The organism is Micromonospora sp. NBC_00362, from assembly GCF_026342155.1.
Lineage (GTDB): Bacteria > Actinomycetota > Actinomycetes > Mycobacteriales > Micromonosporaceae > Micromonospora > Micromonospora hortensis.
Genome location: NZ_JAPENH010000001.1, coordinates 6,134,829 through 6,160,355 on the forward strand (window position 1 = coordinate 6,134,829; position 25,527 = coordinate 6,160,355).

General features: G+C 73.1%; 23 protein-coding genes. 8 read left to right on the forward strand and 15 right to left on the reverse strand.

What is annotated here, in order from left to right; all coding sequences use genetic code 11:
* Positions 1 to 11: 11 nt before the first annotated feature.
* Together OG992_RS28400 and OG992_RS28405 are read right to left on the reverse strand one after the other, a co-directional pair.
* A complete protein-coding gene (locus OG992_RS28400; protein WP_238687187.1) occupies positions 12 to 923 on the reverse strand; it encodes a L,D-transpeptidase in 912 nt (303 codons plus the stop codon).
* 75 nt (positions 924 to 998) lie between these two features.
* Entirely contained in the window at positions 999 to 2,444 is a 1,446-nt protein-coding gene (locus OG992_RS28405) for an alpha-amylase family protein (RefSeq protein ID WP_266304756.1), read from the reverse strand.
* A gap of 279 nt (positions 2,445 to 2,723) precedes the next feature.
* On the opposite strand from OG992_RS28405, the gene OG992_RS28410 reads away from it, so the two are divergent.
* Genes OG992_RS28410 through OG992_RS28425 form a run of 4 tightly spaced genes read left to right on the forward strand, consistent with a single transcriptional unit; the run spans position 2,724 to position 7,386 of the window.
* Positions 2,724 to 4,370, forward strand: a complete 1,647-nt coding sequence (locus OG992_RS28410; protein WP_266304757.1) for a ferric reductase-like transmembrane domain-containing protein — start codon at positions 2,724 to 2,726, stop codon at positions 4,368 to 4,370.
* Positions 4,370 to 5,833 (forward strand): NADH-quinone oxidoreductase subunit NuoF family protein, encoded by a 1,464-nt coding sequence (locus tag OG992_RS28415; RefSeq protein WP_266304758.1) that lies wholly within the window; start codon positions 4,370 to 4,372, stop codon positions 5,831 to 5,833. The genes OG992_RS28410 and OG992_RS28415 overlap by 1 nt, the downstream gene beginning before the upstream one ends.
* A 51-nt stretch (positions 5,834 to 5,884) precedes the next feature.
* Positions 5,885 to 6,511, forward strand: coding sequence for a thioredoxin-like domain-containing protein (locus tag OG992_RS28420; protein ID WP_266304759.1), 627 nt, complete (start codon positions 5,885 to 5,887; stop codon positions 6,509 to 6,511).
* Positions 6,508 to 7,386: a cytochrome c biogenesis CcdA family protein gene (locus tag OG992_RS28425; protein ID WP_238687192.1), complete on the forward strand. Its 879-nt coding sequence runs from the start codon at positions 6,508 to 6,510 to the stop codon at positions 7,384 to 7,386. The genes OG992_RS28420 and OG992_RS28425 overlap by 4 nt, the downstream gene beginning before the upstream one ends.
* A 30-nt stretch (positions 7,387 to 7,416) precedes the next feature.
* On the opposite strand, the gene serS is transcribed toward OG992_RS28425, so the two are convergent.
* The 5 genes from serS to OG992_RS28450 all read right to left on the reverse strand — a co-directional run bounded on the left by serS (position 7,417) and on the right by OG992_RS28450 (position 12,746).
* Positions 7,417 to 8,700: a serine--tRNA ligase gene (gene serS, locus OG992_RS28430; protein ID WP_238687302.1), complete on the reverse strand. Its 1,284-nt coding sequence runs from the start codon at positions 8,698 to 8,700 to the stop codon at positions 7,417 to 7,419.
* A gap of 96 nt (positions 8,701 to 8,796) precedes the next feature.
* A complete protein-coding gene (locus tag OG992_RS28435) occupies positions 8,797 to 9,879 on the reverse strand; it encodes a MerR family transcriptional regulator (RefSeq protein ID WP_266304760.1) in 1,083 nt (360 codons plus the stop codon).
* Between the two features lie 25 nt (positions 9,880 to 9,904).
* Complete coding sequence (locus OG992_RS28440; RefSeq protein ID WP_266304761.1) at positions 9,905 to 11,101, reverse strand: trans-acting enoyl reductase family protein; 1,197 nt, start codon at positions 11,099 to 11,101, stop codon at positions 9,905 to 9,907.
* A gap of 50 nt (positions 11,102 to 11,151) precedes the next feature.
* On the reverse strand, positions 11,152 to 12,300 hold the full coding sequence (locus tag OG992_RS28445; RefSeq protein WP_266304762.1) for an alcohol dehydrogenase catalytic domain-containing protein: 1,149 nt from the start codon (positions 12,298 to 12,300) through the stop codon (positions 11,152 to 11,154).
* Entirely contained in the window at positions 12,297 to 12,746 is a 450-nt protein-coding gene (locus OG992_RS28450; RefSeq protein ID WP_266304763.1) for a hypothetical protein, read from the reverse strand. The genes OG992_RS28445 and OG992_RS28450 overlap by 4 nt, the downstream gene beginning before the upstream one ends.
* Positions 12,747 to 12,881: 135 nt before the next feature.
* Here OG992_RS28450 and OG992_RS28455 point away from each other — a divergent pair, with 135 nt between their 5' ends.
* On the forward strand, positions 12,882 to 15,728 hold the full coding sequence (locus OG992_RS28455) for a LuxR C-terminal-related transcriptional regulator (RefSeq protein ID WP_266304764.1): 2,847 nt from the start codon (positions 12,882 to 12,884) through the stop codon (positions 15,726 to 15,728).
* Positions 15,729 to 15,733: 5 nt separating this feature from the next.
* On the opposite strand, the gene OG992_RS28460 is transcribed toward OG992_RS28455, so the two are convergent.
* The 3 genes from OG992_RS28460 to OG992_RS28470 form a co-directional block, all read right to left on the reverse strand.
* Positions 15,734 to 16,282 carry a DsbA family protein gene (locus OG992_RS28460; RefSeq protein ID WP_238687198.1) on the reverse strand — a complete coding sequence of 183 codons (549 nt, stop codon included), beginning with the start codon at positions 16,280 to 16,282 and terminating at the stop codon, positions 15,734 to 15,736.
* Positions 16,279 to 16,776 carry a redoxin domain-containing protein gene (locus tag OG992_RS28465; RefSeq protein ID WP_266304765.1) on the reverse strand — a complete coding sequence of 166 codons (498 nt, stop codon included), beginning with the start codon at positions 16,774 to 16,776 and terminating at the stop codon, positions 16,279 to 16,281. Before OG992_RS28465 ends, OG992_RS28460 begins: the two co-directional genes overlap by 4 nt.
* Positions 16,777 to 16,851: 75 nt before the next feature.
* Positions 16,852 to 17,538, reverse strand: coding sequence for a BON domain-containing protein (locus tag OG992_RS28470; RefSeq protein ID WP_238687200.1), 687 nt, complete (start codon positions 17,536 to 17,538; stop codon positions 16,852 to 16,854).
* A gap of 375 nt (positions 17,539 to 17,913) precedes the next feature.
* Here OG992_RS28470 and OG992_RS28475 point away from each other — a divergent pair, with 375 nt between their 5' ends.
* Positions 17,914 to 20,622 carry a cellulose binding domain-containing protein gene (locus OG992_RS28475; RefSeq protein WP_266304766.1) on the forward strand — a complete coding sequence of 903 codons (2,709 nt, stop codon included), beginning with the start codon at positions 17,914 to 17,916 and terminating at the stop codon, positions 20,620 to 20,622.
* 155 nt (positions 20,623 to 20,777) lie between these two features.
* Here the strand turns inward: OG992_RS28475 and OG992_RS28480 are convergent, their stop codons facing one another.
* Positions 20,778 to 21,176, reverse strand: coding sequence for a hypothetical protein (locus OG992_RS28480; RefSeq protein ID WP_238687202.1), 399 nt, complete (start codon positions 21,174 to 21,176; stop codon positions 20,778 to 20,780).
* Positions 21,177 to 21,346: 170 nt separating this feature from the next.
* Positions 21,347 to 21,487: a hypothetical protein gene (locus OG992_RS28485; protein WP_167457621.1), complete on the reverse strand. Its 141-nt coding sequence runs from the start codon at positions 21,485 to 21,487 to the stop codon at positions 21,347 to 21,349.
* Positions 21,488 to 21,872: 385 nt separating this feature from the next.
* Here OG992_RS28485 and OG992_RS28490 point away from each other — a divergent pair, with 385 nt between their 5' ends.
* Positions 21,873 to 22,235 (forward strand): STAS domain-containing protein, encoded by a 363-nt coding sequence (locus OG992_RS28490; RefSeq protein ID WP_030330302.1) that lies wholly within the window; start codon positions 21,873 to 21,875, stop codon positions 22,233 to 22,235.
* Positions 22,236 to 22,252: 17 nt separating this feature from the next.
* Here the strand turns inward: OG992_RS28490 and surE are convergent, their stop codons facing one another.
* Together surE and OG992_RS28500 are read right to left on the reverse strand one after the other, a co-directional pair.
* Positions 22,253 to 23,080 carry a 5'/3'-nucleotidase SurE gene (surE, locus tag OG992_RS28495; RefSeq protein ID WP_238687203.1) on the reverse strand — a complete coding sequence of 276 codons (828 nt, stop codon included), beginning with the start codon at positions 23,078 to 23,080 and terminating at the stop codon, positions 22,253 to 22,255.
* On the reverse strand, positions 23,077 to 24,054 hold the full coding sequence (locus tag OG992_RS28500; RefSeq protein WP_266304767.1) for a 1-phosphofructokinase family hexose kinase: 978 nt from the start codon (positions 24,052 to 24,054) through the stop codon (positions 23,077 to 23,079). Before OG992_RS28500 ends, surE begins: the two co-directional genes overlap by 4 nt.
* A 191-nt stretch (positions 24,055 to 24,245) precedes the next feature.
* On the opposite strand from OG992_RS28500, the gene OG992_RS28505 reads away from it, so the two are divergent.
* The gene (locus OG992_RS28505; RefSeq protein WP_238687205.1) at positions 24,246 to 24,713 is read left to right on the forward strand and encodes an SRPBCC family protein; all 468 of its coding nucleotides are present in this window, start codon (positions 24,246 to 24,248) and stop codon (positions 24,711 to 24,713) included.
* A 168-nt stretch (positions 24,714 to 24,881) separates the two neighbouring features.
* Here the strand turns inward: OG992_RS28505 and OG992_RS28510 are convergent, their stop codons facing one another.
* On the reverse strand, positions 24,882 to 25,391 hold the full coding sequence (locus OG992_RS28510; protein WP_266304768.1) for a hypothetical protein: 510 nt from the start codon (positions 25,389 to 25,391) through the stop codon (positions 24,882 to 24,884).
* Positions 25,392 to 25,527 lie beyond the last annotated feature (136 nt).

The following is a 25,527-nucleotide window of genomic DNA, read 5'->3' on the forward strand; positions in this document are numbered from 1 at the left end:
CCGGCCGGCGGTCAGGCGGTCGGCGGCGGGGCGGCCAGTTCGTCGACCACGACGACGCTGCTGCCGGGACGGACCTCGGCGAGCAGTTCCCGCTGACCGCTGCGGGTCAGCCGGATACAGCCGTTTGTGGTGTTCTCGCCCAGCTCGCCGTCATGGTGCCAGGTGTGCACCCCGATGTGCGCGCCGCGCAGCCCGGACGGCACCGACTCCGGGTCGTCGGGCACCGAACCGAGGGCGTAGATGTCCACCCCGCCGTAGACCTCCTCCGGCGGTGGGGTGCGGCCCAGGATGAAGGTCCGCCCCAGTGGAGTCTCCTGGCCCGACTGGCCGAGGCTGACCTCCCAGGTGCGTACCGCCTTGCCGGCCCGGTACCAGGTGAGCCGGTGGACCTTGCGTTCCACGACGATCTGGTCGCGCAGCGGCACCGTCTCGAACCCGCCGGGCGGCAGCCAGGCGAGCTGACGGTTGGCCGAGGGCAGCAGGACGGCCGTCCAGCCGGCGCGCCGCTGGGCGATCGGCATTGTCAGCTCGACACCGCGGATGGTCGGTTCGAGGAAGGCGCGCGGCCGACCGCCGGGCGCGTCGTACGCGGCGATCCGTCTGGTCGGGTGCACGCCGTCGGTCAGCGGTGTGACGTCCATGGTGTCCGGGTCGGCGGGGAACCCTCCGGGTGCGGGGTCGTAGTCGACCACCGGCAGCCCGTCCGGGGCGGGCGCGGCCGGGGGGATCGACTCCTCCGGGCTCTGGTCCACACTGCTCGGAGTCGGGTCGGCTACCACCACGTTGCGGTCGTCCGGGGCCGTCGAGCTGGGGGTGAGGGCCTGGCCGACCAGCAGCGCGGTCACCAGCAGCGCGGGTACGCCGATCGCGGCGGCCACCCAGACGCCGCGACGACGGTACGGAGTCTTTCGGTCAAACGGCACGAAACCACTCTATGGTGGCTGATGCTTCGGGGCCCCCGGTTCGGCGAGACCCGCCGTCCGGAGGCCCCTGTCGAATCAGATTCGCGCGCCGATGTGGATGGCCACTGCGTCGTGCGCCGGCACGTTCGCCGCGAACCAGCCGCTACCGTCCACCGTGATCACCGGTCCGCTACACGTGCCGCCCGCGTAGGTGCCGTGGACGACGTCGCAGTATCGACCGGCGGGCAGCCCCGTGTAGTAGGAGCGACCGTTCACAGCGGCGTCCTCGTCGTTGACGGTGAGGAAGCCCTTGCCGCTGCGGCTGAACGCGATGTGGTTGTTGCCGTTGTCGTACCAGTTGGCCACGCCGGCGCCCTCGGTGGCGTTGCGGAAGCCGACCATGTTGGCGATCACCGGCCAGCGGTGTTCGCACTCCCAGCCGGAGTAGCAGGTGGTGTTGAGCGTCTTGTTGGCGCCGTCCGACGGTGGGCCGGCGTCCCGGTTGCTGAAGGTGTAGCTGGACATGACGGTCGGGGAGCCGTACGGCCAGGCCAGCATGAAGGCGTTCGCCAGCGCGTAGATGCCCCGGTCGCGGTAGGTCAGCACCCCACCGGAGTCGCGTTGGGTGTCGTGGTTGTCGACGAACACCGAGGCCGGGCCGGTGGGCAGGTGCCCCCAGCCCTCACCGAAGTTGCGCAGGTACGCCAACCGCTCGGAGCGGAACACCCGGGCCAGGTCCTTGCCGTAGCGGAACTCGTGCACGTCACCGTTGCCGGTGTACTCGGTCGGCTGCACCGGCTCGCCGGCGCCGTGGATGACCTCCTGCACGATGTACGCGGAGCGGGACAGCTTGCCCCTGATGGCGGCGATGTCGGCGGCCGGCATGTGCTTGCTGGCGTCCATCCGGAAGCCGTCGACGCCGAGCGAGAGCAGGTCGTTGAGGTACGAGGCGATCTTCGTGCGGACGTAGTCCGATTCGGTCTTCAGGTCCGACAGGTTGACCAGCTCGCAGTTCTGCACCTCGTACCGGTCGTTGTAGTTGGCGATGTCGTCGCCGCCGTTGCGCCCGCAGTGGTGGAAGTCCTGGGTCTGGTAGATGCCCGGGTAGTCGTAGTGCGAGTAGGACGAGCCGGCCCAGCCGGTGCCGCCGTTGTCCTGACCGGACATGTGGTTGATCACCGCGTCGACGATCACCTTGACCCCGGCCGCGTGGCAGGTGTTCACCATCGACTGGAACTGGGCCCGGGTGCCCTTACGGGACTCGATCCGATAGCTGACCGGCTGGTACGCCAGCCACCACTGGTTGCCCCGCACGTGCTCCTGCGGGGGCGAGACCTGAACGAAGCCGTAGCCCTTGGGGCCGAGGGTGCTCTGGCACTCGCTGGCCACTGAGGGCCAGTTCCACTCGAAGAGCTGGACGATGACCTTCTTGCCGCCGGACGGGGCGGCGACGGCCGGGGGTGCCGTCACTGCGGTGGGGACGAGCAGGCTGGCGATCAGGCCGAGGGCGAGGAGCGCCGAGCCGCGTCGACGTCGGTGCATGGGGACTCCTGACGGGAGCGGGAGCGGGGGGTGGTGGTGCGGTGGGGGAGTGCCGGCTTGCCGAAATCTTGCAAGCTTGGCTGAAATTTGCTGAAAGGTTACAAGCGTGTTGCAGCGACTGTCAACGCATGGACGTTCGTCGCTGTCCAGATCGGTGGGTGGGAGCGGGTACAACGCACGGCCGCGCCCCTCGGTTCGATTTCGGCCCAGAAATTTCCGTCGGCGGGTGATCCGCGCGCCCCGCCGGTCCGTACTGGATGGGGGAGCAGGGGTCGGCCGGTGGTACGCCGCCGCGAGACGATCGAGGAGCAGATGGCCCGGGCACAGCAGGACAAGAAGGCGGCGACGGTCCGGACCAGCGCCAGCAGTCGGGGGGTGCGTACCCCGTCGCGGTCGGCGAGCGCACTGCTGATCGCGTCGGTGCTCGCCGCGCTCTGGGCGGCGATCATGCTGACCGGCGTCGGTCAGACGGCGTACGCGTACGGCTTCTTCTTCACCGAGTTCTTCGCCGGGGTGGTCTCCCTGGTGGCGTTGAGCCTCACCGTGATGCTGGGCCTGCTCGCCACCGACCGGCTGGTGCTGCGAATCTCGCACCGGGTGTTGATGCAGTCGGCGCACCGGGCCACCGGGGTGCTGGGCGTGGCCGGGCTCGGCTTCCACGTCCTCACCAAGATCGCCACCGGGCGGGCGGCGGCGACCGACGCGCTGGTGCCGTTCGTCGGCGGCCGGGGGCTCTACGTCGGGCTCGGCACCGTGGCCGCGCTGCTGATGGTCAGCGTGATCTGGACCGGCATCATCAGGGCCCGCTTCGCCGGCGTCGGTCCGAAGTGGCTGTGGCGCACGCTGCACTCCACCGCGTACCTGGCCTGGCCGTTCGCTGTCTTTCACGGCCTCAACGCCGGTCGGGCCGCAGCGCCCTGGGTGTTGTTCAGCTACCTCGGCTGCATCCTGCTGGTGGTGCTGGCCCTGCTGGTCCGGTTCTCGGTCACCATCGGTCGGCGCAGCCGCGAGCAGCACCAGGCAGCGGTCCGCAACGCGGTGATGGCAGGCCGGGCCGAGGAGGCGAAGACCGCCCGATCGCTGCTGGCCGGGTTGGGTCGGCGCAGCAAGGCCGCCGACAAGCGTCCCGCCTGGGCGGAGACCACCACCGCCACCTGGGCCGCGCCGGCCGCGCGACGTGACCCCGAACGGTTCACCGTCCCGGTGGTGCCCGAGCCCGGTTCTCTCGTCGAGCCGACCCGGCCGAGCCGACGTCGGCGGGAGGAGGAGCCGGCGGCCCGCCGCGACACCGAACGGTCCTCGCGCAGCCGGCGGACCGAGGAGACCACCACCAGCCGATCGGCCCGCCGCAGCGTGGAGGACACCGGCACGTTCCGACGCGACGAGGAGGAGTTGGAGCCGGTGAGCCGGCGACGCGCCTCCCGCACTCGGGACGAGGACGTACCGACCGGCCGGCGACGCGCCGACGAGGTCACCTCGGAGCGGTCCCGTCGCCGCTCCCGCGACGAGGACGACGGCAGCCGTTACTCGGCGCCGCCGCAGCCGACCCTCGCCGAGCCCGAGGAGCCGTGGGACAGTCCACGCCGGTGGCAGGCCGACGACCCCATCTCCGCCGGCCCGATCTCCGTGGAGCCGATCTCCGCCGGCCCGGTCTCCAGCAGCCCGATCTCGTCGGCGCCGCGCAGCGGCAGCGGCCGGCACAGCGCGGATGACGACCTGCCCGAGGAGCCGGACTACTGGCGCCCGCCGGCCCGGTACGTGCCGGACGAGGTGGCGCCGCCCGTCGACGACACCCCGACCCTTGTCGACCTGGCGTCCCGCCGTGCTCGACGGGCAGCCGGCGAGGGCAAGTCCAAGCGCCGCAAGGCCAGCGCCGACGCTGTGGACGGGGCGTACTGGGCCGGGCTGCGGGGTGAGGCGAAGTGATGCGCACCGCCGTGCCACCGGTCGCCTGCGTCGGCGAACCGCGGCTCACCGCCGGCTTCGCCGAGTACGGCCGTCTCGACCTGCTCGCGCACGAGGAGGTGCACGGACCGATCGGCCCGATGGAGCCGGCGCAGCTGCTCCAACTCGCCGAGGGCATGCAGCTCAAGGGCAAGGGCGGAGCGGGTTTCCCATTCGCCCGCAAACTGCGCGCGGTGCTGGAGTCCTGCGAGCGGCAGGACCTCGCCGCCGTGGTGGTCGTCAACGCCACCGAGGGGGAACCGGCCAGCTGGAAGGACAAGGTGCTGCTGACCCGCGCCCCGCACCTGGTCCTGGACGGGGCGGCGCTGGCCGCGTACGCGCTGGACGCCGACGAGATCGTGATCGGCGTGGCGGACGACGGGGTCGGCCGGGACTCGCTGATGGATGCGCTCGAAGAGCGCCGGATGCCGGTGCAGACGACGATCGTCACAGTGCCGCACCGGTTCATCTCCGGCGAGGGCGGCGCACTGGTCAACGGGATCAACGGGCTGCCGCACATCCCGCCGGGCACCAAGAAGCGCTCCAGCGACTCCGGGGTCAGCGGCCTGCCCACCCTGCTGTCCAACGCCGAGACGTACGCCCAGCTCGCCATCGGCGCCCGACTGGGCCCGTACGAGTACGCGGCGCTCGGCACCGACGACGAGCCGGGCACCGTGCTGCTCACCGTGACCGGCGCGGCGGGCCGACCGGCGGTGGTGGAGTGCACCGCCGGCATGCCGCTGCGCGACGTCCTCGACCTGTGCGAGGTGCCAGCCACCCAGGGCATCCTGATGGGCGGCTACCACGGCAAGTGGATCACCCCGGAGGCGGCGGAGACGGCCGAGGTCTCCCGCAAGGGCCTGGCCGCTGTCGGCGGCACCCTCGGGGCGGGCATCATCATCCCGCTCGGTGTCGACACCTGCCCGCTCGGTGAGGCCGCCCAGGTGGTGCGCTACCTGGCCGGTGAGTCCGCCGGCCAGTGCGGGCCGTGCAAGATGGGCCTGCCGGACCTGGCCCGCGCCGTGGACCTGGCCGTCGCCGGCAGCCAACCGGCGGACGTGGTGCGCGCCGCCGCCGGCGAGGTGAAGGGCCGGGGCGCGTGCAGCCACCCGGACGGCACCGCCCGCTTCGCGCTCTCCGCGATCGAGGTCTTCGCCGAGGACCTGCGACTGCACAGCACCGGCGACGGCTGTGGCCGACGGGTCAAGGGCGTGATGGGGCTGCCGGGCGCACCCGACGCGAACCCGCAGAAGCTCACACTGGACTGGTCCCGCTGCGACGGGCACGGCCTCTGCGCGCACGTCGTACCGGACTTCATCCGGCTCGACGCGAACGGATATCCCGCCTTCCCGGCCACCCCCGTGCCGACCTGGCTGCGCGAGGGCGCGCTGAAGGCGGTCAAGGTCTGCCCGGAGTTGGCCCTCCGACTCGCCAAGGCCGAATAGCGAAGCCTCAGGCCCAGCAGGGGTCCCTTCCGGACCGGAACGGAGAAGCGGATGCGGATCAGCAGGGCGTGGACAGGGGCCGGGCGGCTTCGCCGTGCCACCACCGCCGGAGCGCTCGTGGTGGCGCTGTTCGGCGTTGCCGCCTGTACCGGCACCGCGCCGGGTGGGCCCGCCGCCGCCGGATCGGCCCCGGCCCCGGCCTCGACCGGCACCCCGCCCCCGCCGGCCGACGCCGCGCCCACCCCGGCCAGCGGATCACCCGCGGCGCAGGTCCCGGACGTGCTGCGCTTCACCGGGACCACCCTCGGTGGTGCCGCGTTCGACGCGGCACGACTCGCCGGCAAACCAGTGGTGCTGTGGTTCTGGGCGCCGTGGTGCGCCACCTGTGCCAGCCAGGCCTGGACCGTGGCCGAGATCGAACCCCGGTACCGGGACACCGTGCCAATCGTCGGCGTCGCCGGGCTGGGCGAGCGGAAGGCCATGAAGGAGTTCGTCACCGAGTTCGACCTCGGCGCGACGCCGCAGATCGAGGACACCACTGGCGCGCTCTGGAAGCGGTTCAAGGTGACCGAGCAGAGCATCTTCGTGATCATCGACCGGAACGGCACTGTCGTCCACCACGGCTTCCTCGACGGTGAGGCGCTCACCGCCAAGGTCGCCGCACTGGCCGGGGCGTGACCGCCACACTGCTGCTCGCGCTGACCGCCGGCATGCTCGGCGCGGTCAACCCGTGCGGCTTCGCGTTGCTGCCCGCGTACCTCTCGCTGTTGGTCGCCGGGTCGGACACCCGCGGCGCGGTCGGCCGCGCGCTCACCGCGGCGGCCGGGCTGACAGTGGGGTACGTGCTGGTGTTCGGCGCGTTCGGCCTGGCGCTCGCGCCGCTGGCCGGCTGGCTGCGGCCCCGGCTGCCGTGGCTGACGGTGGCGCTCGGCGTGCTGCTGCTGGTGGCCGGCTGCTGGTTGCTCGCCGGTCGGCGGCTGCCCGCCCCCGGCTGGTCCGCCCGGGCGCCTCGGCTGACCCGGTCCTGGCCCTCGATGGCGCTGTTCGGCGCGGCGTACGCGCTGGCGTCGCTCGGCTGCGCCATCGCGCCGTTCCTGGCCATCGTGGTGACCAGCCTCCAGGCCGGCTCGACCGCTCAGGGGTTGGCGCTGTTCGGCGCGTACGCCCTCGGGATGGGGCTGGTGGTCGCGGTCGCCGCGCTCGGCGTGGCGCTGCTGCGCGACGGCCTGGTGGCCCGGCTGCGCGTCGCCGGCGCGCTGGTGCCCCGCCTCAGTGGCCTGGTGCTGCTGCTCACCGGCGGATACGTCGCCTGGTACGGCTGGTACGAGCTACGGCTGGCAGCCGGCCGCCGCGACGCCCTCAAAGACCCGGTAATCCAAGCGGCGTCCCACCTACAACAAACCCTGGCCACCACCCTGGACGTCATCGGCCCGGCACTGCTCGGAGCCGCCCTAGCGGCACTCCTCCTCACCGCAGCCCTGGTGAGGCGCCCCCGCGCCAACCCTGTCGATCATGAAGTTATTGCCCTGACACGCCGAGGCGAGGGGCAATAACTTCATGATCAACGCCGGGAACGGGCGGGGTTAGCGGGGGGTTAGGCGGTCGGTGTTTAGGCGATCTTGGAGGACCTTGGGGACCAGGACGCTGCCGTCGGCCTGCTGGTACTGCTCCAGGATGGCCGGGAAAAGCCGGCTGGTGGCCAGCGCCGACCCGTTGAGGGTGTGCACGAAGCGGGTCTGCTTGCCGCCCGGCTCGCGGTAACGGATGGCCGCCCGACGAGCCTGGTAGTCGCCGGCCCAGGAGACCGACGACACCTCCTTGTACTTGCCGGTGCTCGGCATCCACACCTCGATGTCGAGGGTCTTCTTCATCGAGGCGCTGGCGTCACCGGCCGAGAGCAACGTGCGCTGGTAGTGCAGACCCAGCCCTTCGACCAGGCTCTCGGCGTGGGCGAGCATCTCCTCCAGCGCCGCGTCGGCCTGCTCCGGCAGGGTGAACTGGAAGATCTCCACCTTGTTGAACTGGTGCCCCCGCACCGTGCCGCGCTCGTCCGAGTGCGAACCGGCCGACTCCCGCCGGTAGCACGGGGTGTACGCGAACGCCTTCAGCGGCAGCTTCGGGGTCTCCAGGATCTCGTCCTGGTACGCGCCGAGGATCGCCGTCTCCGACGTGGGCAGCAGGAACTGGCCACGCGGGGCGGACGCCGAGTCCAGGTGGTAGACGTCGTCGTAGAACTTGGGGAACTGCCCGGCGGCGAAGCCGGCCGAGTCCAGCAGCAGGTGCGGCGGAAGCAGGAACTCGTAGCCGGCCTTGATGTGCTGGTCGACGAAGTAGTTGAGCAGCGCCCACTCCAGCCGGGCACCGACCCCGGTGTACATCCAGAAACCGGACCCACCGAGCTTGACCCCGCGCTCGTAGTCGACAAGGCCCAACGCGCGGCTCAGCTCCACGTGGTCGCGGACCTTCTCGATCACCGGCGGCTCGCCGAAGGTCTTCACCACCCGGTTGGCTTCCTTGCCGCCGGCCACGACATCGTCGCTGGGCAGGTTGGGCAGCTCACTCATCGCGTCGCGCAGCCGGGCCTGCACCTCGTCCAGCTGGGACTCCAGCTCGGCGAGCTGCTGACGCTCCGCCTCCGGCGCGGCGGCCTGCGGCTCCTCGCCGGCCCGCTTCGCCTGCGCGTACGCCCGGGCCTCGGCCTTGCGGCGCTGCCGCTCGGCGTCGATCTCCGTGATCAGGGCGCGGCGTTCCTGGTCGAGCCGCTGGATCTCGTCCAGGGCACGGGTGACCTCGGCGGGATCCAGACGCTTCGCCAGCGCGGTCGCCACCGCCTCGCGATCCTTCCGGATCAACTCCATGTCGAGCATGCTGCTCCGTACGCCTCCGTCCGGGGTCACAGGTGAACCACCAGATGCTACCGTCGCGGGCTTTTCGTCCCGGGACGGGGAGTGCTGGCCGCCCGCTCAGAGCCGGATCGGCATGAGCACCGAGTAGGTGTCCGCGTCGTCCGGTCGGCGTACGGCCAGCGGGGCGATCGGCCCATCCAGCTCCAGCACCAGTTGCGGCGCGCCGGCCGCGTTCAGCGCGTCCAGCAGGTAACCGCCGTCCACCCCGACCCGCAGCGCGTCAGTGCCCAGGTCGGCGGCGGGAAGCAGCCGCAGCCGGCCCTGGTGATCGACGCCGAGCACTGTCACCTCCCGGGTCGTGCCGTCGTGGTCGAGGGCGACAGTGGGGGCCGCCGGGTCGGCCAGCTCGGCGCGCAGCGCTGCCACGTCCACCGGGATCCGGCGCGCGCTCGGCCGCTCACCGACGGACTTGCGCAGCAGCCGGTGGTAGTCCGGGAAGTCGTACGGCAGGGCGACGCCGGTCACCGTGCGGTCGGCCACCCGCACCCGCAGGTCCGCGCCCGCCACTGTCAGCCGTACCGGCCAGGTGTCGGCGGTGTCGAGCAGTGGCCGGAGCTGGTCGACGAGGGCCACCGGCACGAACACCCGCACCGGCGGCCCGTCGACGTCGGCCCCGGCCCGAGCCAGCGCGAGCCGGTACCGATCGGTGGCGACGAGCCGGACGCCGTCGGACTCCACGTCGAACAGCACACCGGCGAGCATCGGCAACTCCGGATCGACACCGACGGCGAAGCGCACCGCGTCGAGCGCGGCGGCCAGGGCGGCGGGGGCGACCAGAAGTGTGGTGGCGGTCGGCGGGGCCGCGTCGACCAGGGCCCGGAGCCGGTCGACCTCGCGGCGGGCGTCGCTGAGCCCGTCGGCCAGCCGGCGCAGGTGCGCGTCGAGCAGGTGGTGCACCCCCGCCGGCTCGGCGCGCACCGCTGCGGCGATCTCCGGCACCGGCATGCCGATCCGACGCAGCCCGGCCACCAGCCGGGCCGGGGCGATCTGCCCCTCGGCGTACCAGCGGTAGCCGGTCACCGGGTCGACCACTGTCGGCTCCAGCACCCCCGCCGAGTCGTAGAAGCGCAGTGCGCTGACGGTCAGGCCGCTGGCCCGGGCCAGCTCGCCGATGCTGTGCAGGTCGCTCACGCTGGGCATCCTGCCCCCTCGACCCGGTTGAGGGTCAAGCCGCGGGCTCCCGCGTCTCCTGCTTGAGCACCCGGAAGGTGAGGCCGGCCCGGACCAGCCGGTCGAGCAGCGCGTCACCCATCGCGGCGACCGGGGTGAGCTGGCCGGCGGTCGGCGGCAGCTCGTCGAGCGCCAGGCACAGCGCCGACTCGGCCAGCATCTTCGCCGTCTCGTCGTAGCCGGGGTCGCCGCCGGCGACCTCGGTGACCACCCGCTGCCCGCCGCCGGTGCCGACGAACCGGACCCGGAACCAGGACGAGGCCCGCTGCTGCGCGGTGGGCCCCTGCCCGGACGCCAGCCGGCCGAGCAGCCAGCGCCGGCTGGGCGGCAGCTTCACCAGCCCGATCAGCGCGCCGAGCCCGGCCGCGCCGGCCAGCACCGTGGGCAGCCGCTTCACCGCGGCGAAGTGCCGGTAGCGGAAGTCCGGGCCGTATTCAGGGCGGGCAGTGGCCGAGCGGCGGACCACCTGCGGGTCGATCGTCGGCAGCGGCACGGTCCAGATGCCCAGCTCCGCCGAGCGGGCCAGCCGGCCGGGCACCGCCCGGACCCGCCGGTCGGTGGGGCGTGGCTCGACCGCCCGGCGGTCTCGGGCGGCCCGGCTGGCCTGCCCGGTACGGGAGAACGCGTTGAGCGCCGAGTGGTAGGTGCCGGCGGAGAACCGGCCGCCGGCGCGCACGTACCCGTCCACGGTGATCGGGACGTCGGCGGGCAACTGCTTGACGGTGAACCAGACGCCCAGGTCGTGCGGGATGGAGTCGAAGCCGCAGGCGTGCACCAGCCGCGCGCCGGTGCGTGTCGCCTCGGCGTGGTGACGCACGTACATGAGGTCGACGAACTCCGGCTCGCCGGTAATGTCCAGGTAGTCGGTGCCGGACCGGGCGCAGGCCCCGACCAGCGGCTCCCCGTGGTGGATGTACGGGCCGACCGTGCTGGCCACCACCCGGGCGCTCTCCGCCACCGCCCGCAGGGAGTCGGCGTCGGTCACGTCGGCGGTGAGCAGCGGCAGGTCGGCCAGGCTCGGGTCGATAGCGGCCAGCCGATCCCGTACGGCGGCGAGGCGCTGCGGGTTGCGCCCGGCCAACGCCCAGCGCAGCTCGGCCGGCGCGTGCCGAGCCAGGTATTCGGCGGTCAGGCCGCCGGTGAACCCGGTCGCCCCGAACAGCACCACGTCGTACGTTCGCTCGCCAGTCATCCTCAGAGTCTGCCATTCGTGGTCGCCGATCAGCGATCACGAGGAGGCGGTCACGGCGTGAACACGGTGCGTACGCAGCCGTCGGCCCGGTCCCGGAACAGCGCGTACCCCTCGGGGCCCCGCGCCAACGGCAGCCGGTGGGTGGCCAGGTGTTCGGTCCGCAGCTCGTCGCGGGCCATCCGGTCCAGCAGCATCGGCACGTCCCGCAGATCCGGCCGACCGGCGCCGCGCAGCGTGAGTCGCCGCTCGGTCAGCGCACCCAACGGGAACGCGTCGACGAACCCTCCCGCCGTGCCGAGCACCACCACCACGCCGCTCTTGCGACACGCGTGCACGGCCTCCCGCAGCGCGTCCGGTCGGTCGGGGTGCTGCCCCGCGAACCGGTCCGCCCTCGACCGGGCCGGCGGCGGGCCGACCGCCACCACGCACACGTCGGGCCCGCGCCCACCGCTACGGTCGCGCAGTTCCGCCGCGACGTCGGTACGGCGGTAGTCGAGCGGCTCGGCGTCGGAGTGCCGCTCGGCCATCCGCAACCGCTCCTCGTGCCGGTCCACCACCAGCACCCGGGCGGCGCCGCGCAGCACCGCCGCCCGGGCGGTCAACTGACCCACCGCCCCGGCGCCCCAGATCGCCACCACGTCGCCGGGGCGTACCGCACCCAACTCGGTGGCCAGCCACCCGGTGGGCGCCACGTCGGCGGCGAACACCGCCCGGTCGTCGTCGACGACGTCCGGCACCCGGAAGGCGCTCACGTCGGCGTACGGCACCCGCACGTACTCGGCGTGGCCGCCCGCGAAACCTCCCGCCGCGCGGGGCCGGCCGAAACAGCCGGCGTCGGAGCGGGCCCAGTCGGGATCGGCGCTGGGAAGGTCGGCCTGGGCGTTGTCGCAGCAGGAGTGCAGGCCCTGGCGGCAGTACCAGCAGCCACCGCAGGCCACGCTCGCGCCGACGACCACCCGATCGCCGGCGCGGTGTCGGCGGACTCCGGGCCCGACCTCCACCACCTCGCCCAGGAACTCCGCGCCGAGCACGTCGCCGGGCCGCAGCAGCGGGTGCCGGCCGGCCAGCAGCGGCAGGTCACCTCCGCAGGTGGCGCTGCGCCGGACCCGAACGATGACGTCACGCTCGTTGCGCAGCTCCGGGTCGGGGACCTCGCGTACGGCCAGTTCGCCGGCGGCCACCCAACACAGCGCTCTCACCCGTGGACCTCGGGGCGGTCCAGCGCGGACCGGTCCGCGCGGAGCACCTCACCGGCCTCCACCCGTTGCTTGATCTGGCGCAGGGTCCGGCGGACCAGCAGACCCGGGTCGTCGCCGACCAGATGCGCGGCCAGCCCGGTGGGCGGGCTGACGCCGGCCAGCGGCCGGGCGGCCAACTCGGTGCCCCGGTCGCCGGGCGCCGCGCGCACCCGCACCTCGACCGCCCCGTCCAGGCGGCGCAGCGGCTCCGGCCAACGGCCCTCCGGCAGCACCTGCTCCGGCGGCCGGTCGACGGTCACCACCTCCCACCGGGCCGGCGCGGCTGCGTCGCCGTCCGCGCCTTGTCGGGCAACCCGACGGGGTACGCGCAGCAGCCGCGCCGCCCCGGCCAGCACCACGCCGCCGAGGGCTGGTCCCGCCCGCGCCAGCCGTCCCATCGGTACCACCCGTCCTCCCGGTTCACGTCCCCCGATCGTCTGTCGCTCCCGGGTGAAGCGCGCTCGCCCGGAAGGGGTGAACCCGCCCGTGCCGGGTAACCGCTCGCCGACCGGGGGCGGAGCGCGTGGTGGGGGTGGGGCTGGGTGCCGGAACAGGATCACGTACGCGTCGAACCGGCACCTGGGCCACCGCTGTTGGCGTCCCGGCTGACGCCGGCTGTGCCGCCGGAGCCGGTGGTCGCCCGGCCCCGCCTGCTGCGCCGGTTGGACGAGGGCAGCGCGGGACCGGTCACCCTGGTGGCCGCCCCCGCCGGCTGGGGCAAGACCACACTGCTCGCCTCCTGGATGCGGCTGGGCGGCGCGCCACCCGACGTGGAGCCGGGCGCGATACTGCCGGACTCCGGCGACCTGTCGGTCTCCCCGGCCGACGACCCGGTCTCGGCGTGGATGTCGGTGGAGGCCGGCGACGACTCCGACCGGCTCTGGGCGTACCTCGCCGCGGCGCTGCGCTCGGCGATCGGGTCGTCGGAGGGCGGCCCGGTGCCCGACCGGCCGCCGCGCCCCGACCAGCTGGAGGCGCTGGCCGCCACGCTCGCCGCCGCCGACCGGCCGGTCCTGCTGATCCTGGACGACCTGCACCGGGTCGCCGACCCCGCGGCGTTGACCGGCCTGGAGTTCCTGCTGCGGCACGCCGGGCGGCGGCTCCGTCTGGTGATCGGCGCGCGGGCCGGACTGCACCTGCCACTGCACCGACTCCGCCTCGCCGGCGAGCTGACCGAGATCGGCCCGGACGAGCTGGCGTTCACCGACGACGAGGTGGCCGACCTGCTCACCGCCCACGCCGCCGCGCTGCCGGCGACCGCCGTGCACCGGCTGCGGGAGCGCACCGGCGGCTGGCCGGCCGCGCTGCGCATCGCCGCCCTCGCGGTACGCGGTCAGGCCGACCCGGAACGCTGGGTGGGGCAGTTCGGCGGAGACCAACCGGAGATCGCCGGCTACCTGCGGGAGGAGGTGCTGGCGACGCTCGACCCGGCCGAGGAGGATCTGCTGCGCCGGACCGCCGTCGTCGACACCGTCTGCGCCGACCTGGCCGAGGCGCTGACCGGCCGCGCCGACGCCGGGCAGGTGCTGGCCGACCTGGCCGGGACCGGTGGTCTGCTGCACCGGGAGGACACCCGGCCGCCCTGGTACCGGTACGACTCCCTGCTCGCCGACCTGCTCCGCGCCGACCTCGCCCGGTTGCCCACCGAGGAGCTACGTGAGCTGCACGTCCGGGCCGCCGACTGGTACGCGGGTGACGGCCGGCCCGCCGACGCTCTGCGGCACGCCCTGGCCGCCGGCCGCTGGGACCTGGCCGGTGACCTGTTCGTCGCGCACTGGCCGGAGCTGACCCGCTACGACAGGGACCCGGTGCGCGCCCCGGCACCCACGCCGCCGCCAGCGGAGGTGATCCGCGCCGACCCGGAGGTGGCGTTGGCCTGCGCCGCCGAGCGCGCGTACGCCGGTGACCTGCCGGCCGCCACCGGTCACCTGCGGGCCGCCGCCGGGCACGCGGTGGGCCTGCCGGTGCCGCGTCGGGACCGGTTCCTGCGGTTGGTCACCGCGTTGGAGCTGACAGTGGCCCGGCTCGCCGACGACCGCACCGAGGTCCGGGGCGCCGCCGCTCGCCTACTGCGCACCCGCCCGGCGGAAGCCACGCCGACCCGGCTGCCGACCGGGGCGACCGGTTCCGCCCCGACGGCCGGTGGTGGCGGGGCCGCCGACGACCTGGACCTGCGGGCGTTCACGGGCACCGCGCTGGGGCTGGTCGAGTTGGCCGACGGGGCGCTGCCCACCGCCCGGTTCGTCCGGGCCCGGGCGGCCGCTCGGGAAGCCGGCCGGCCGCGTACCGAGCTGGTCGCCGCGAGCCGCGCCGCGCTGCTGCTCGCGGTGCGCGGCGAACTGCGGGCAGCCGAGCAGGCGGCCAGGGACGCGCTCGGCATGCCGCCCTGTCGGGGCTGGTCCTGTCGGCTCGACTGCGGTCACGCGTACCTGGCTCTCGCCGTGGTGGCACTGCTGCGCGACCAGCCCGAGGAGGCTACGGCGAACCTCGCCCTCGCCCTCCCGGCGCTCGACGTGACCGGCGGCTGGGCCGGCGACCCCGAGGTGGACGGCGACTTGCTGTCCGCCGCCTCCGACCAACCGGTGGCGGCGGCGGTGGCCGCGCTGTGCCGGGCCCAGCTACGCCACGACTCCGGTGACCCGGCGACCGGCCAGCGCCTGCTCGTCCGGGCCCGGGAGGCGCTGGCCGACCGGCCGTCCGCCGACGAGCTGGCCGCTCTGCTGCGGGCCGCCGAGGCCGAACTGCGGGCCGCGCGGGGCGACCTGGACTCCGCCCGCGACCTGCTGGCCGACGCCGCCGACGAGGGGGCCGAGCCGGTGCTCGCCGTCACGTTGGCGAAGGTGCAGCTGCGGGCCGGCGACGCCGCCACCGCCGAGCGGACCCTGCCGGACTGGCAGACGCCAGATGCCACTGCCTGGCCGCTACCGGTACGCCTGGACGCCGGTCTGCTCGACGCGGTGCTGGCCCAGCGCGCCGGGGACGGTCGTCGGGCGGGTCGGATCCTGGAGCAGACGCTGGACCTGGCCGGCCCGCAGGGCTGCCGTCGGGTCTTCACCCGCGCCGAACCGCAGGTGCGGGACCTGCTGGCAGCGCACCTGGACGCGGGCACCGCGCACTTCACTCTGGTCGGTGACCTGGTGCGGGGCGCGGGACAGGGCGCCGTTGGGCCGGCCACCGGGGCGAGGGGCGCGCTCGACGAGCCGCTCACCGAGCGGGAGCTGACCATCCTGCGCTACCTGCAGAGCATCCTGTCCAACGTGGAGATCGCCGGCGAGTTGTCCCTCTCGGTCAACACGGTGAAGACCCACGTCCGCAACATCTACCGCAAACTCGACGCGACCCGCCGGCGCGAGGCGGTCCGGCGGGCGCGCGAGTTGCGGCTGATCTGAGCGGGTCAGGCGTTGGCGGCGGCGTCCGCGGCCGTCAGCAGGTCGGGCAGGTCGTACCCGCCGTCGTGCCGGATGCCGTTGACGAACAGGGTCGGGGTGCCGTTCACCCCGCTGCGGATGCCGCCGACGAAGTCCCGGCGCACCCGGTCCGCGTGCGCACGGTTCTCCACCTCGGCGTTCAACTCGTCCGGCGGCAATCCGACCTGCTCGACGCCGAGCGAGAGGTGCACCGGGTCGAGCTGGTCCTGATGCTCGTAGAGCCAGTCGTGCATCTCCCAGAACCGGCCGCGAACCCCGGCGGCCTCGGCCGTCTCGGCGGCCCGTTCGGCGTACGGGTGCACGTTGGCGATCGGGAAGTAGCGGTAGACCAGCCGTACGGTGTCGGCCCGCTGCCGCAGCAACTCGTGCAGGTTCGGGTACGCGGCACCGCAGAACTGGCACTGGAAGTCGCCGTACTCGACGATGGTCACCGCCGCGTCGGCCGGCCCCCGGATGTGGTCGTCGGAGGTCACCGGGTCTCGAAGTCGGGCGGTGACCTGCAGTGGCGTGCTCATTCGGCCATCACCTTCCGGTCGGCGGCGAGTTGGTCCAGCGCGTCGAAGATGCCGTCGGCGCCGGGGTTGACGTCGGGCGGCGACAGGTAGCTCCAGGTCACCTTCCCGGTCGGGTCCAGCACCACGAGCGCGCGGGCCGCCTCACCGTTCGGCATGTACGCGCCGTAGCTGCGGGCCACCTCGCCCTTGGGCTCGAAATCGGCCAGCAGGGGGAACTCGATGCCCCGGCTCTCCGCGAACGCCCGGTGTGACCAGATGCCGTCCACCGACACCCCGAGGACCACCGCCTGGTACTGGGCGAACACGGGTGCCGCCGACTGGTAGAGCGACATCTGGTCACCGCAGACCGGGCTCCAGTCGGCGGGGTAGAAGGCGAGCACGACCGGCCGGCCACGGAACTGCTCGGGCCCCAGCAGAGCCCCGTCCGGGGTGGCCGGCAGGGTGAAACCGGGCGCGGTGCGCCCCGGTTGGATCAGCCCGTTCGGATCACTCATGCCACCAGCCTGCTCCCGGGGTGGGTGAGACGGGCTCACCCACCCCGGGTGGTTCCGCGCGCGTTCAGCGCCCGCTCAGCGCAGCACCGGGGCGACAGCGATGTGGTTCTGCACCTCCCGGATGCCCGGCGCGGACCAGGCCACCTGCTCGACCTCGGCCCGTTCGGGCATCGAATGCACCAACCCGGCGAGTATCGCGGTGTCGCCGTGCACCCGGACGCTGATCCGTTCGGCCTCGGTCGCTCCGGCCCGGGCGAGGGCGTCGACGATCCGGTCGGCCAGGTTGCGGGCGTCCGGCGCGGTGGCCGGTCGGACGGTGATGCCGTTGCTCACCCCGCGTACGCCGGTCAGCCGGGCCACCGCGCGTTCGGCGGCTCGACGTTGGTACTCCCACTCGACGTCGCCGTGCAGCGTCACCCAGCCGGCTGAGACGGTGACCTGGAGCTTCTCGATGGGCACGAACGCGTCCCACTCCAGTCCGTGGCTGGCCGCGGCGGCCAGGTCGCTGTCGGCGCGCTCGGTGCCGTTGGTGAGCTGTACGGCCACGTCGTTGGCGACCGCCCGGACCGAGGCGACCCGGTGGGTGGCCCGTTCGGCGGCCCACTTCTTGGCGTAGCTGTCCACGCGGCCGGTCAGGGTGACGACGCCCTCGGCGACGGTCACGCCGATCTCGTGCGGCTGCACCCGCGGTTCCCAGGTCAGCTCGTCGAGCACGGCGGACTGGATGTCCTGGTCGGTGCGGTTGATCTCCGCGATGGCCATCTGTCCCTCCTCCGCTGTTCCGATGGCGGACCGGGTGCTGGCCGCGGCCGGAGGTCCGCCGTGTGCGATCCTGCCGCCGCTCCGGGTGAGCCGCCCTCGCCCGGACCGGGTGACGGCGCGGCTCGACCTGGGCGGGACGGGCGGGAACGGCTGACGAACATCGATGATGGGAGCGCTTCCAAAGCGAGCCAATTTCGGTTACGGTAATCGCGTTCCTCGATCGCGGGAGCCGTCGCGTCGGGTGGTGGAGCCAGGGCAGCTCCGCCCGTCCCGTCGTCGTGCTCACCCCGTCGTCGTTGCTCGTCCCCCGGGCCACGGCGTCACCCAGGCGATCGAACCCCGTCCCCCGGGGCTCCATCCCGAGAGGAACCGCAGATGCGGAGAAGTCTCGCCGGCACGATCGTGTCCGTGCTGGCCGCCGCCACAGCCGTCGTGGTGGTCCCGTTCACCGCCGCTGGGTCGGCCCCCACCCCGGCCGCGGCGGAGGCGTACACCTGGCGGAACGTCCCGGTGGGCGGTGGCGGCTTCGTACCCGGCATCGTCTTCAACCCCACCGAGAAGAACCTCATCTACGCGCGCACCGACATCGGCGGGGCGTACCGCTGGGAACAGACCAGCCAGTCCTGGACGCCGCTGCTCGACTGGGTCGGCGCCGACCGGTGGGGCTACAACGGCGTGGTCAGCATCGCCACCGACCCGGTCCAGACCAACCGGGTGTACGCGGCGGTCGGCATGTACACAAACGGCTGGGACCCGAACAACGGCGCGATCCTGCGATCGACCGACAAGGGCGCCACCTGGCAGGCCACCGAGTTGCCGTTCAAGAACGGCGGCAACATGCCGGGCCGGGGAATGGGGGAGCGGCTCGCCGTCGACCCCAACCGGAACAGCGTCGTGTACTACGGCGCCGAGGGCGGCAACGGGCTCTGGCGCAGCACCGACCACGGCGTGACCTGGGCCCGCGTCGCCGCCTTCCCCAACGTCGGCAACTACCGGGCGGACCCCGGCGACCCGAACGGCTACAACGGGCAGAACCAGGGCCTGACCTGGGTCAGTTTCGACAAGAGCACCGGCACCGCCGGCTCCACCACGCAGACCATCTACGTGGGCGTGGCGGACAAGGAGAACCCGGTCTACCGCAGCACCGACGGCGGCGTCACCTGGGCGCGCATCCCCGGTCAGCCCACCGGCTACCTGGCCCACAAGGGGGTCGTCGACCCGGTCGGCGGTCACCTCTACATCGCCACCAGCGACACCGGCGGCCCGTACGACGGCGGCAAGGGCGACGTCTGGAAGTTCACCCGGTCGACCGGGGCCTGGACGCGGATCAGCCCGGTGCCCTCCACCAGCGCCGACGCCTACTTCGGCTACAGCGGGCTGACCATCGATCGGCTTCGCCCGAACACCCTGCTGGTGGCCACCCAGGTCTCCTGGTGGCCGGACGCCATCTTCTTCCGCAGCACCGACGGCGGGGCGACCTGGACGCGGATCTGGGAGTTCAGCAACTACCCGGAGAGGTCCCGCCGCTACACCATGGACATCAGTTCGGTGCCCTGGTTGACCTTCGGTCTCCACCGGGCACCTCCGGAGGACGCGCCCAAGCTCGGCTGGATGAACGAGTCGGTGGAGATCGACCCGCACGACTCCAACCGCATGATGTACGGCACCGGTGCCACCATCTACGGCACCACCGACCTGACCAAGTGGGACACCGGTGGTCAGTTCACCCTCCGGCCCATGGTCCGGGGGCTTGAGGAGACCGCCGTCCTCGACCTGATCAGCCCGCCGAGCGGCGCACCCCTGATCAGCGCGCTCGGCGACGTCGGCGGCTTCCGGCACACCGACCTGGACGCGATTCCGTCGATGCTGTTCACCCAGCCGGTGTTCACGACCACCACCAGCCTCGACTACGCCGAGAGCAAACCCGCGGTGCTGGTGCGCGCCGGCAACTTCACCGACGCCGACCGGCCCAACGACAGCCACGTCGCCTTCTCCACCGACGGCGGCGCCACCTGGTTCCAGGGCACCGAACCGTCCGGGGTCAACCTCGGTGGCACGGTGGCCGCAGCGGCCGACGGCAGCCGCTTCGTCTGGGCGCCCGGTGACGCGGGCCAACGCGTCGTCCACTCGGTCGGTTTCGGCAACTCCTGGGCAGCGTCGACCGGCATCCCGGCGAACGCCACTATCGAGTCCGACCGGGTCGACCCCACCCGGTTCTACGGCTTCAGCGGCGGGCGTTTCTACCTGAGCACCGACGGCGGGGCCAGCTTCACCCCGACCGCGACGACCGGGCTGCCCAACGCCGACGTGCGGTTCAAGGCGCTGCCGGGCCGGGCCGGCGAACTGTGGCTGGCGGGGCCGGGTGGTCTGTGGCGCTCCACCGACGCCGGCGCCAGCTTCACCAGGCTGGACGGCGTCAGCGCCTCCGGCAACGTCGGTTTCGGCAAGGCGGCACCTGGGCGGACCAACCCCGCGGTCTTCCTCTACGGCACCGTGAACGGTCAACCGGGCGTGCACCGTTCCGACGACGCCGGCGCGACCTGGGTACGCGTCAACGATGACGGCCACCAGTACGGCAATCCGACCGAGGCGCTGACCGGCGACCCGCGTGTCCACGGTCGGGTCTACCTCGGCACCAACGGTCGCGGCATCCTGGTCGCCGAGCGCAGCGGGGGCGAGCCCCCGACCACGCCGCCCCCGACCACACCACCCCCGACTACTCCGCCGCCCACCACGCCGCCCCCGACCACGCCGCCCCCGACCACTCCGCCGCCGTCCGCCGGCTGCGCGGCGACCTACCGGGTGACCGGCTCCTGGTCCGGCGGTTTCCAGGCCGAGCTGGTGGTCCGCAACGTCGGAAGCGCCCCCATCGCCGGCTGGACGCTGGGCTGGACCTTCACCGACGGCCAGCGGATCGACCAGCTCTGGAGCGGCACCCACACCCAGACCGGAGCCGCCGTGTCGGTCCGGGACACGGGCTGGAACGGCGCGCTCGCCGCCGGGGCCAGCACCACCGCCGGCTTCCTCGGCTCGTGGGCCGGTAGCAACACGTCCCCGGCCGTCATCACCTGCACGAGCCGCTGAGCGGGTGATCCGGGTCGGGACCCCGGATCACCACCAAGCACCGGTCCGCCGGGCCGCCTGAGGGGTCCGGCACCCGGCGGACCGGGTCCACCCCCGGCGCCACAGCGGGCCCCGCTCGACCTGAAGTCGATCGGGGCCCGCTGTGGCGCTGACGTTCAGATGGCGGGGGAGTTGGGACGGTCGACGTCGACGAACTCCACGTCGTCGACCGCTTGGTCGTCCCGGCTGCCGGCGGCCCGCGCGGCGGAGCCGACGGCCCAGCCGACCGCCGCGCCGACGAGCGCGGCGCCGATCAGGAGCGTCCAGGGCAGTGCCGGCTGGCGGCCGGCGAGCGCGTCGAAGGCCAACGAGGCGCGGCGTCGCGCCTCGTCGGCGGCGGATCCCACCAGGTCACCCGCCCCGTCGGCGAGATCGCTGCTGTTCTGGCGGGCCGAGCGGGCGGTGTCCCGCACGCTGTCTCCGGCGTAGCTGACGGCTGAGAGCAGGTGCTCCCATGCCTGATCCGCGATCCGCTCCGGCTTGCTGCGACGGTCCAGCAGGTTGGTTCCGAACATCGTGGTTACCTCCTCGGGTGCCGAAGCCGCCGGCCACTTCGGACTTCGGCGTCTTTCCAGCGCGTCACGGTGTCGCCTACCCCGCAGTGCCCCGCGTCAGCCGGACGCAAACCCCGACCTCCGCGGAGCACCCGGTAACTCGGCGCTCCGGAACTCGGCGCGCCGCCGAATCAGCGCACCGCTGACACGGCGACACCTCGGGCGAAGTCGTCGTCATCGTCGTCATCGTCGCCTCCGCCACCGAAACCGCAGGCCAGGACGAGGGCGAGCAGAACACCGACGCCGGCCAGCCCGGCAAGTCGCTTGATCATCGAAGATCCTCTCCGTCGCGGGGTGTCCCGGCCGATGCTAGGGCGCGTGGGCAACCGGGGGCGCGGGTCGCGCCGGTCGGCGGTGGGCGACACGCCGACGGCACACGGGGCAGGCGTACGTCATGGGCCGGTTGTCGGGCGCGCCGGGCCGGGACCGCTACCCTGGTTCGGCGGCGGGCCGGTCACGACCGATCGCCGGTGCTCAGATAACGAAAAGTCTTGAGTAAACAGATACTGAAAAGTGCGGATATGGGTGGCTTTGTGGGCCCGGATCCGCGAATTGCTCATCCCGAGGGGTGGCGACCGAGGCCGTCGGAGGAATACTCTCGGTCGCGGCCCGCGTACTGATGAGGCGCCCGGGGGACGGGCGGGTGGAGGTGCTCGCGTGAGCCTGTCGATCGTGAAGTCGGTTCTGTCCGGTGGTGTCGTGGAGATCGCCCCACGGGGTGAGATCGACGTCGACACAGCGTACGAGGTGCGCGAAGCGATCGCAGAGGTGCTGGCCAAGGGCCGCCCTCTACGTATCGAACTCAACATGAGGTTGGTCACCTTCATCGACTCGGTCGGCATCAGCGCCATGGTCGCCGGCTTCCAGACAGCCGAGGTCAGCGACGTCAAGCTGGTGGTCACCGAGCCGAGCCGGTTCGTGCACCGGCAGCTCTGGGTGACCGGCCTGCTCGGCCTCTTCGGCGCCCCGGAGCCCTACTTCGCTGGCGCTGCCACCCCCGAGGTGCTGCCCGGCGCCTGAGCGCGCCGGGCTGCCCGTCAGGGCTGCTCGTCCAGGCCGGTCAGGTCGACGTCGGTCGCCTCGGTGACCGCTCGGACGGCCGTCACCGACGCGTACCCGGCGGCCAGCAACGCCACGTCCGTGCCCGGCTGTGCGGCCTGCCCCGGCTCCTCCAGCGAGGTACGGACGAACCCGTGGCCGGATTCGGCCACCGTCATCTGCACCTGACCGAAGCTGGCCAGGGTGCCGCGCCGCACCCCGCGCAGTTGCCCGTGCGGCAGGTCCGGGGTGTTCACGTTGAGCACGCTCTCCAGGGGCGCGGAGGTCAAGCGGGGGAGCAGGTCCAGGGCCACCCGCGCGGCGGTGCCCCAGTGCCGCTCGGCGTCGCGTACCCGGGCTGCGGCGTCCACGGCGGCGCCACCGCTCGCGGCCGTCGCCTCACCGGCGGAGAGCACGTCCAGGGAGACCGCCATCGCCCGGCAGCCGTTGGTGGCGGCGGTGAAGGCGGCACCCACCGTCCCGGAGTGCAGCACCGCCCGGCCGGCGTTGGCGCCCCGGTTGACCCCGGAAAGCACCACCGACGGCGGCGGGCCGAACGCCCCGTGCAGGGCGATCAGCGTGATGAAGCCCGGTGACCCGGCGACCCCGTACGCCGGCACACCCGCCAGGTCCGGCAGCGGATGGTCGTTCACGACGACTCGCCCGTCGCGCTCCATGGCGCTCATCGCGGCGCTGGTGCCGCTCGCCTCCTCCATCGGCGCGGCCACCACGACGTCCAGGCCCCGCTGCCGGGCGGCCCAGGCCAGCGCCTGGATGCCCGGCGCCGCGATCCCATCGTCGTTGGTGATCAACACCCGCAGTGTCATCGCTCGACCACCCGGCCGGCCAGCTCGTCCGGGGTGGTCCGCTCCTGTTGCCGGCTGTCCGCCGGCACCAGCCGGACCCGGTCCACCAGGCCGGTGATCGAGTCCAGCCGTCCGGTGCCCAGGCCATGCCGGGTCACGTTCAGTGCGCCGGCGGCGGCGCCGGTGCGGATGGCGGTCCGAATGTCCCCGCCCCTGGCCACGACGGCCGCCACTCCGGCCGTCATCGAGTCACCCGCGCCGCGCGGGTCGGCGGCCTCCAGCCGGGGCATCTCGACCTGGAACAGCTCCCCCTCGATGAGCGCCAACGCCGGCTGGTCGGCGCGGCTCACCACCACCGTCTCGGCGCCGCCCGCGTGCAGCTCGTACATGGCCCGGGTCAGCTCCTCGGTGTCGTCGCTGCGGGCGCGGCCGTCGCGGATCAACTCCTCGTGACTCACCTTGAGGAAGAACACACCGCTCTCCAGCACCGAAGCGAGGTGATCGCCGGAGAGGTCGACCACCACCCGGCCGCCGTTCGCGCCGAGGTCGGCGGCGAAGCGTCGGTACAGGTCGGCCGGTACGAGCCACGGTTCGTTCGGCCCACTGAGGATGCTCACCGAGGCCTGCAGGCCCTCGCCGAGGGCGAGGTTGTACAGCTCGTCGATCTCGTGCCGGCTCAGCGGCTGCCCGGGCACGTCGGCGATCTCCTGCCGGGAGCCGTCGCGGCGATCGTGCACGTACCCGCCGCTGCCCGAGTCACGGACCACCACCTTGAGGTCCACGCCCTCACTGACCAGCAGTGGCTCCAGCACCTGGCCGATCTCACCGCCGAGGGCGGCGCAGAGCACCACGTCGACTCCGAGGGAGATCACCATCCGGGCCTGCCAGACGCCCTGCCCGCCAGGGTGCAGGTGCAGCTCGGGGTGGTCGTTGGGCTGGTCCACGGTCACCGTCAGCTGTGGAGTGGGCGCGAAGACCATCACGTGCCCACTCATCGGTCGTCGCCGTTCATGCTGGCCGCCCTCCGGCATCTTCGGGGAAGATTTCGCACTAACCGACCTTAATGGCGCAGGTGGTGGCAGGTCGTCGCATCGGCCGGGTCCGGCGCGGCGCCGAGGGCCCGGGGGCGTTGCCAGCCAGACATCGGTACGGGACGATCGAGCGACAAACGACGGCGGGAGACGGTGTGCGCAGCAGCGATACCTTCAGCTACACCGTCCAGGCCCGGTGCTCACCCGCCGAGGCGGCAGCGTTGCTCAGCGACCTGACCCGGCAGGGCGAGCTGCACCCGCTGATCGTCCGGGTCCGCCGGGTGCCGCCGCGGCCTGGCGCCCAGGCCAGCTACACGATCAACGACCGGTTGGCGGCCGGTCCGCTGCGCTTCCGGACCACCTACCACGCGGACGTGCTGATCAGCGAGGCCGACGAGATCGTCATGGTGGCCCGCCAGTGGCCGGCCACCACAGTGCGCAACCACACCCGGCTACGCGCCGAGCCGGACGGCCTGGTCCGCATCGACGTGGAGATCACCCTGACCGCGCCGACGCCGCTGTTCCGCTACGCGTTCCGCCAGGCCCAGGCCGCTCACCTAGCCCTAGCCACCCGGCTGGGCGCGGCCCTCGACCGCACCGGCACCCCGCCAAACCCGACCTGACCCGCGTCGCCCCGCCCCGCCCGCCGCCCCGCCGCCCCGCCGCGTCGATCTTGTAGTTTCGGTTGTCTATATCGGCGTAATGCCCCATATGTCGGGACAGTAAGTGCAAGATCGCGGAGCTGGGCAGGTCGCTTGCGCTTGGTGCGACGTGCTCAGCGGGCGTGGTGTCTAGATCGTGGTTGCGGCGCGATCACGGCTGGTGCGGGCCGGTCGGGTGGCGGGACGCCGGCCCCAGGGCTTGTAGGTGGACAGCACCGTCGCGATGATCATCAGGCTGGTCGACACCGCCGGCGCGATGACCAGGTCGGCGCGATCCCGGGCGGGCAGGGCGGCGCCGACCGCTCCGGCGTGGCGCAGGTTCGGGGTGAGCAGGAACAGCACCAGCCCGACCATCACCGTGGTGAGCACGAGCTTGACCAGCACCCAGCGGTGGCGCAGCAGGCCCCACGGGGTGAGCAGCGAGCTGGCGACCCCGATCAGCCAGACCAGGACGCTCAGCGGCGCGAACAGCACAGTGCCGACCAGGGCCGTGACCGGATAGACCACAGCCGGGTCGGCGCCCCGCTGGACGGCGATGCCGAGGGTGAGCAGCACCAGGTCGGCGCCGAGCCAGCCGAGCGAGGTGACGAGATGCAGGGTGAGCAGCGCCTTGCGGGTGGTGGGTCGGATCCGAGGCATACCGCGATGCTTCCCGCCGACCGCTGCCGGGTCGTCCGACGATCGACGACATCACGGGTACGCCCGGCGACGTAGCCCCGCCCCGGACACACGTGATGCCTGTGAGCCAACCCATGACTCACAGGCATCACGACGC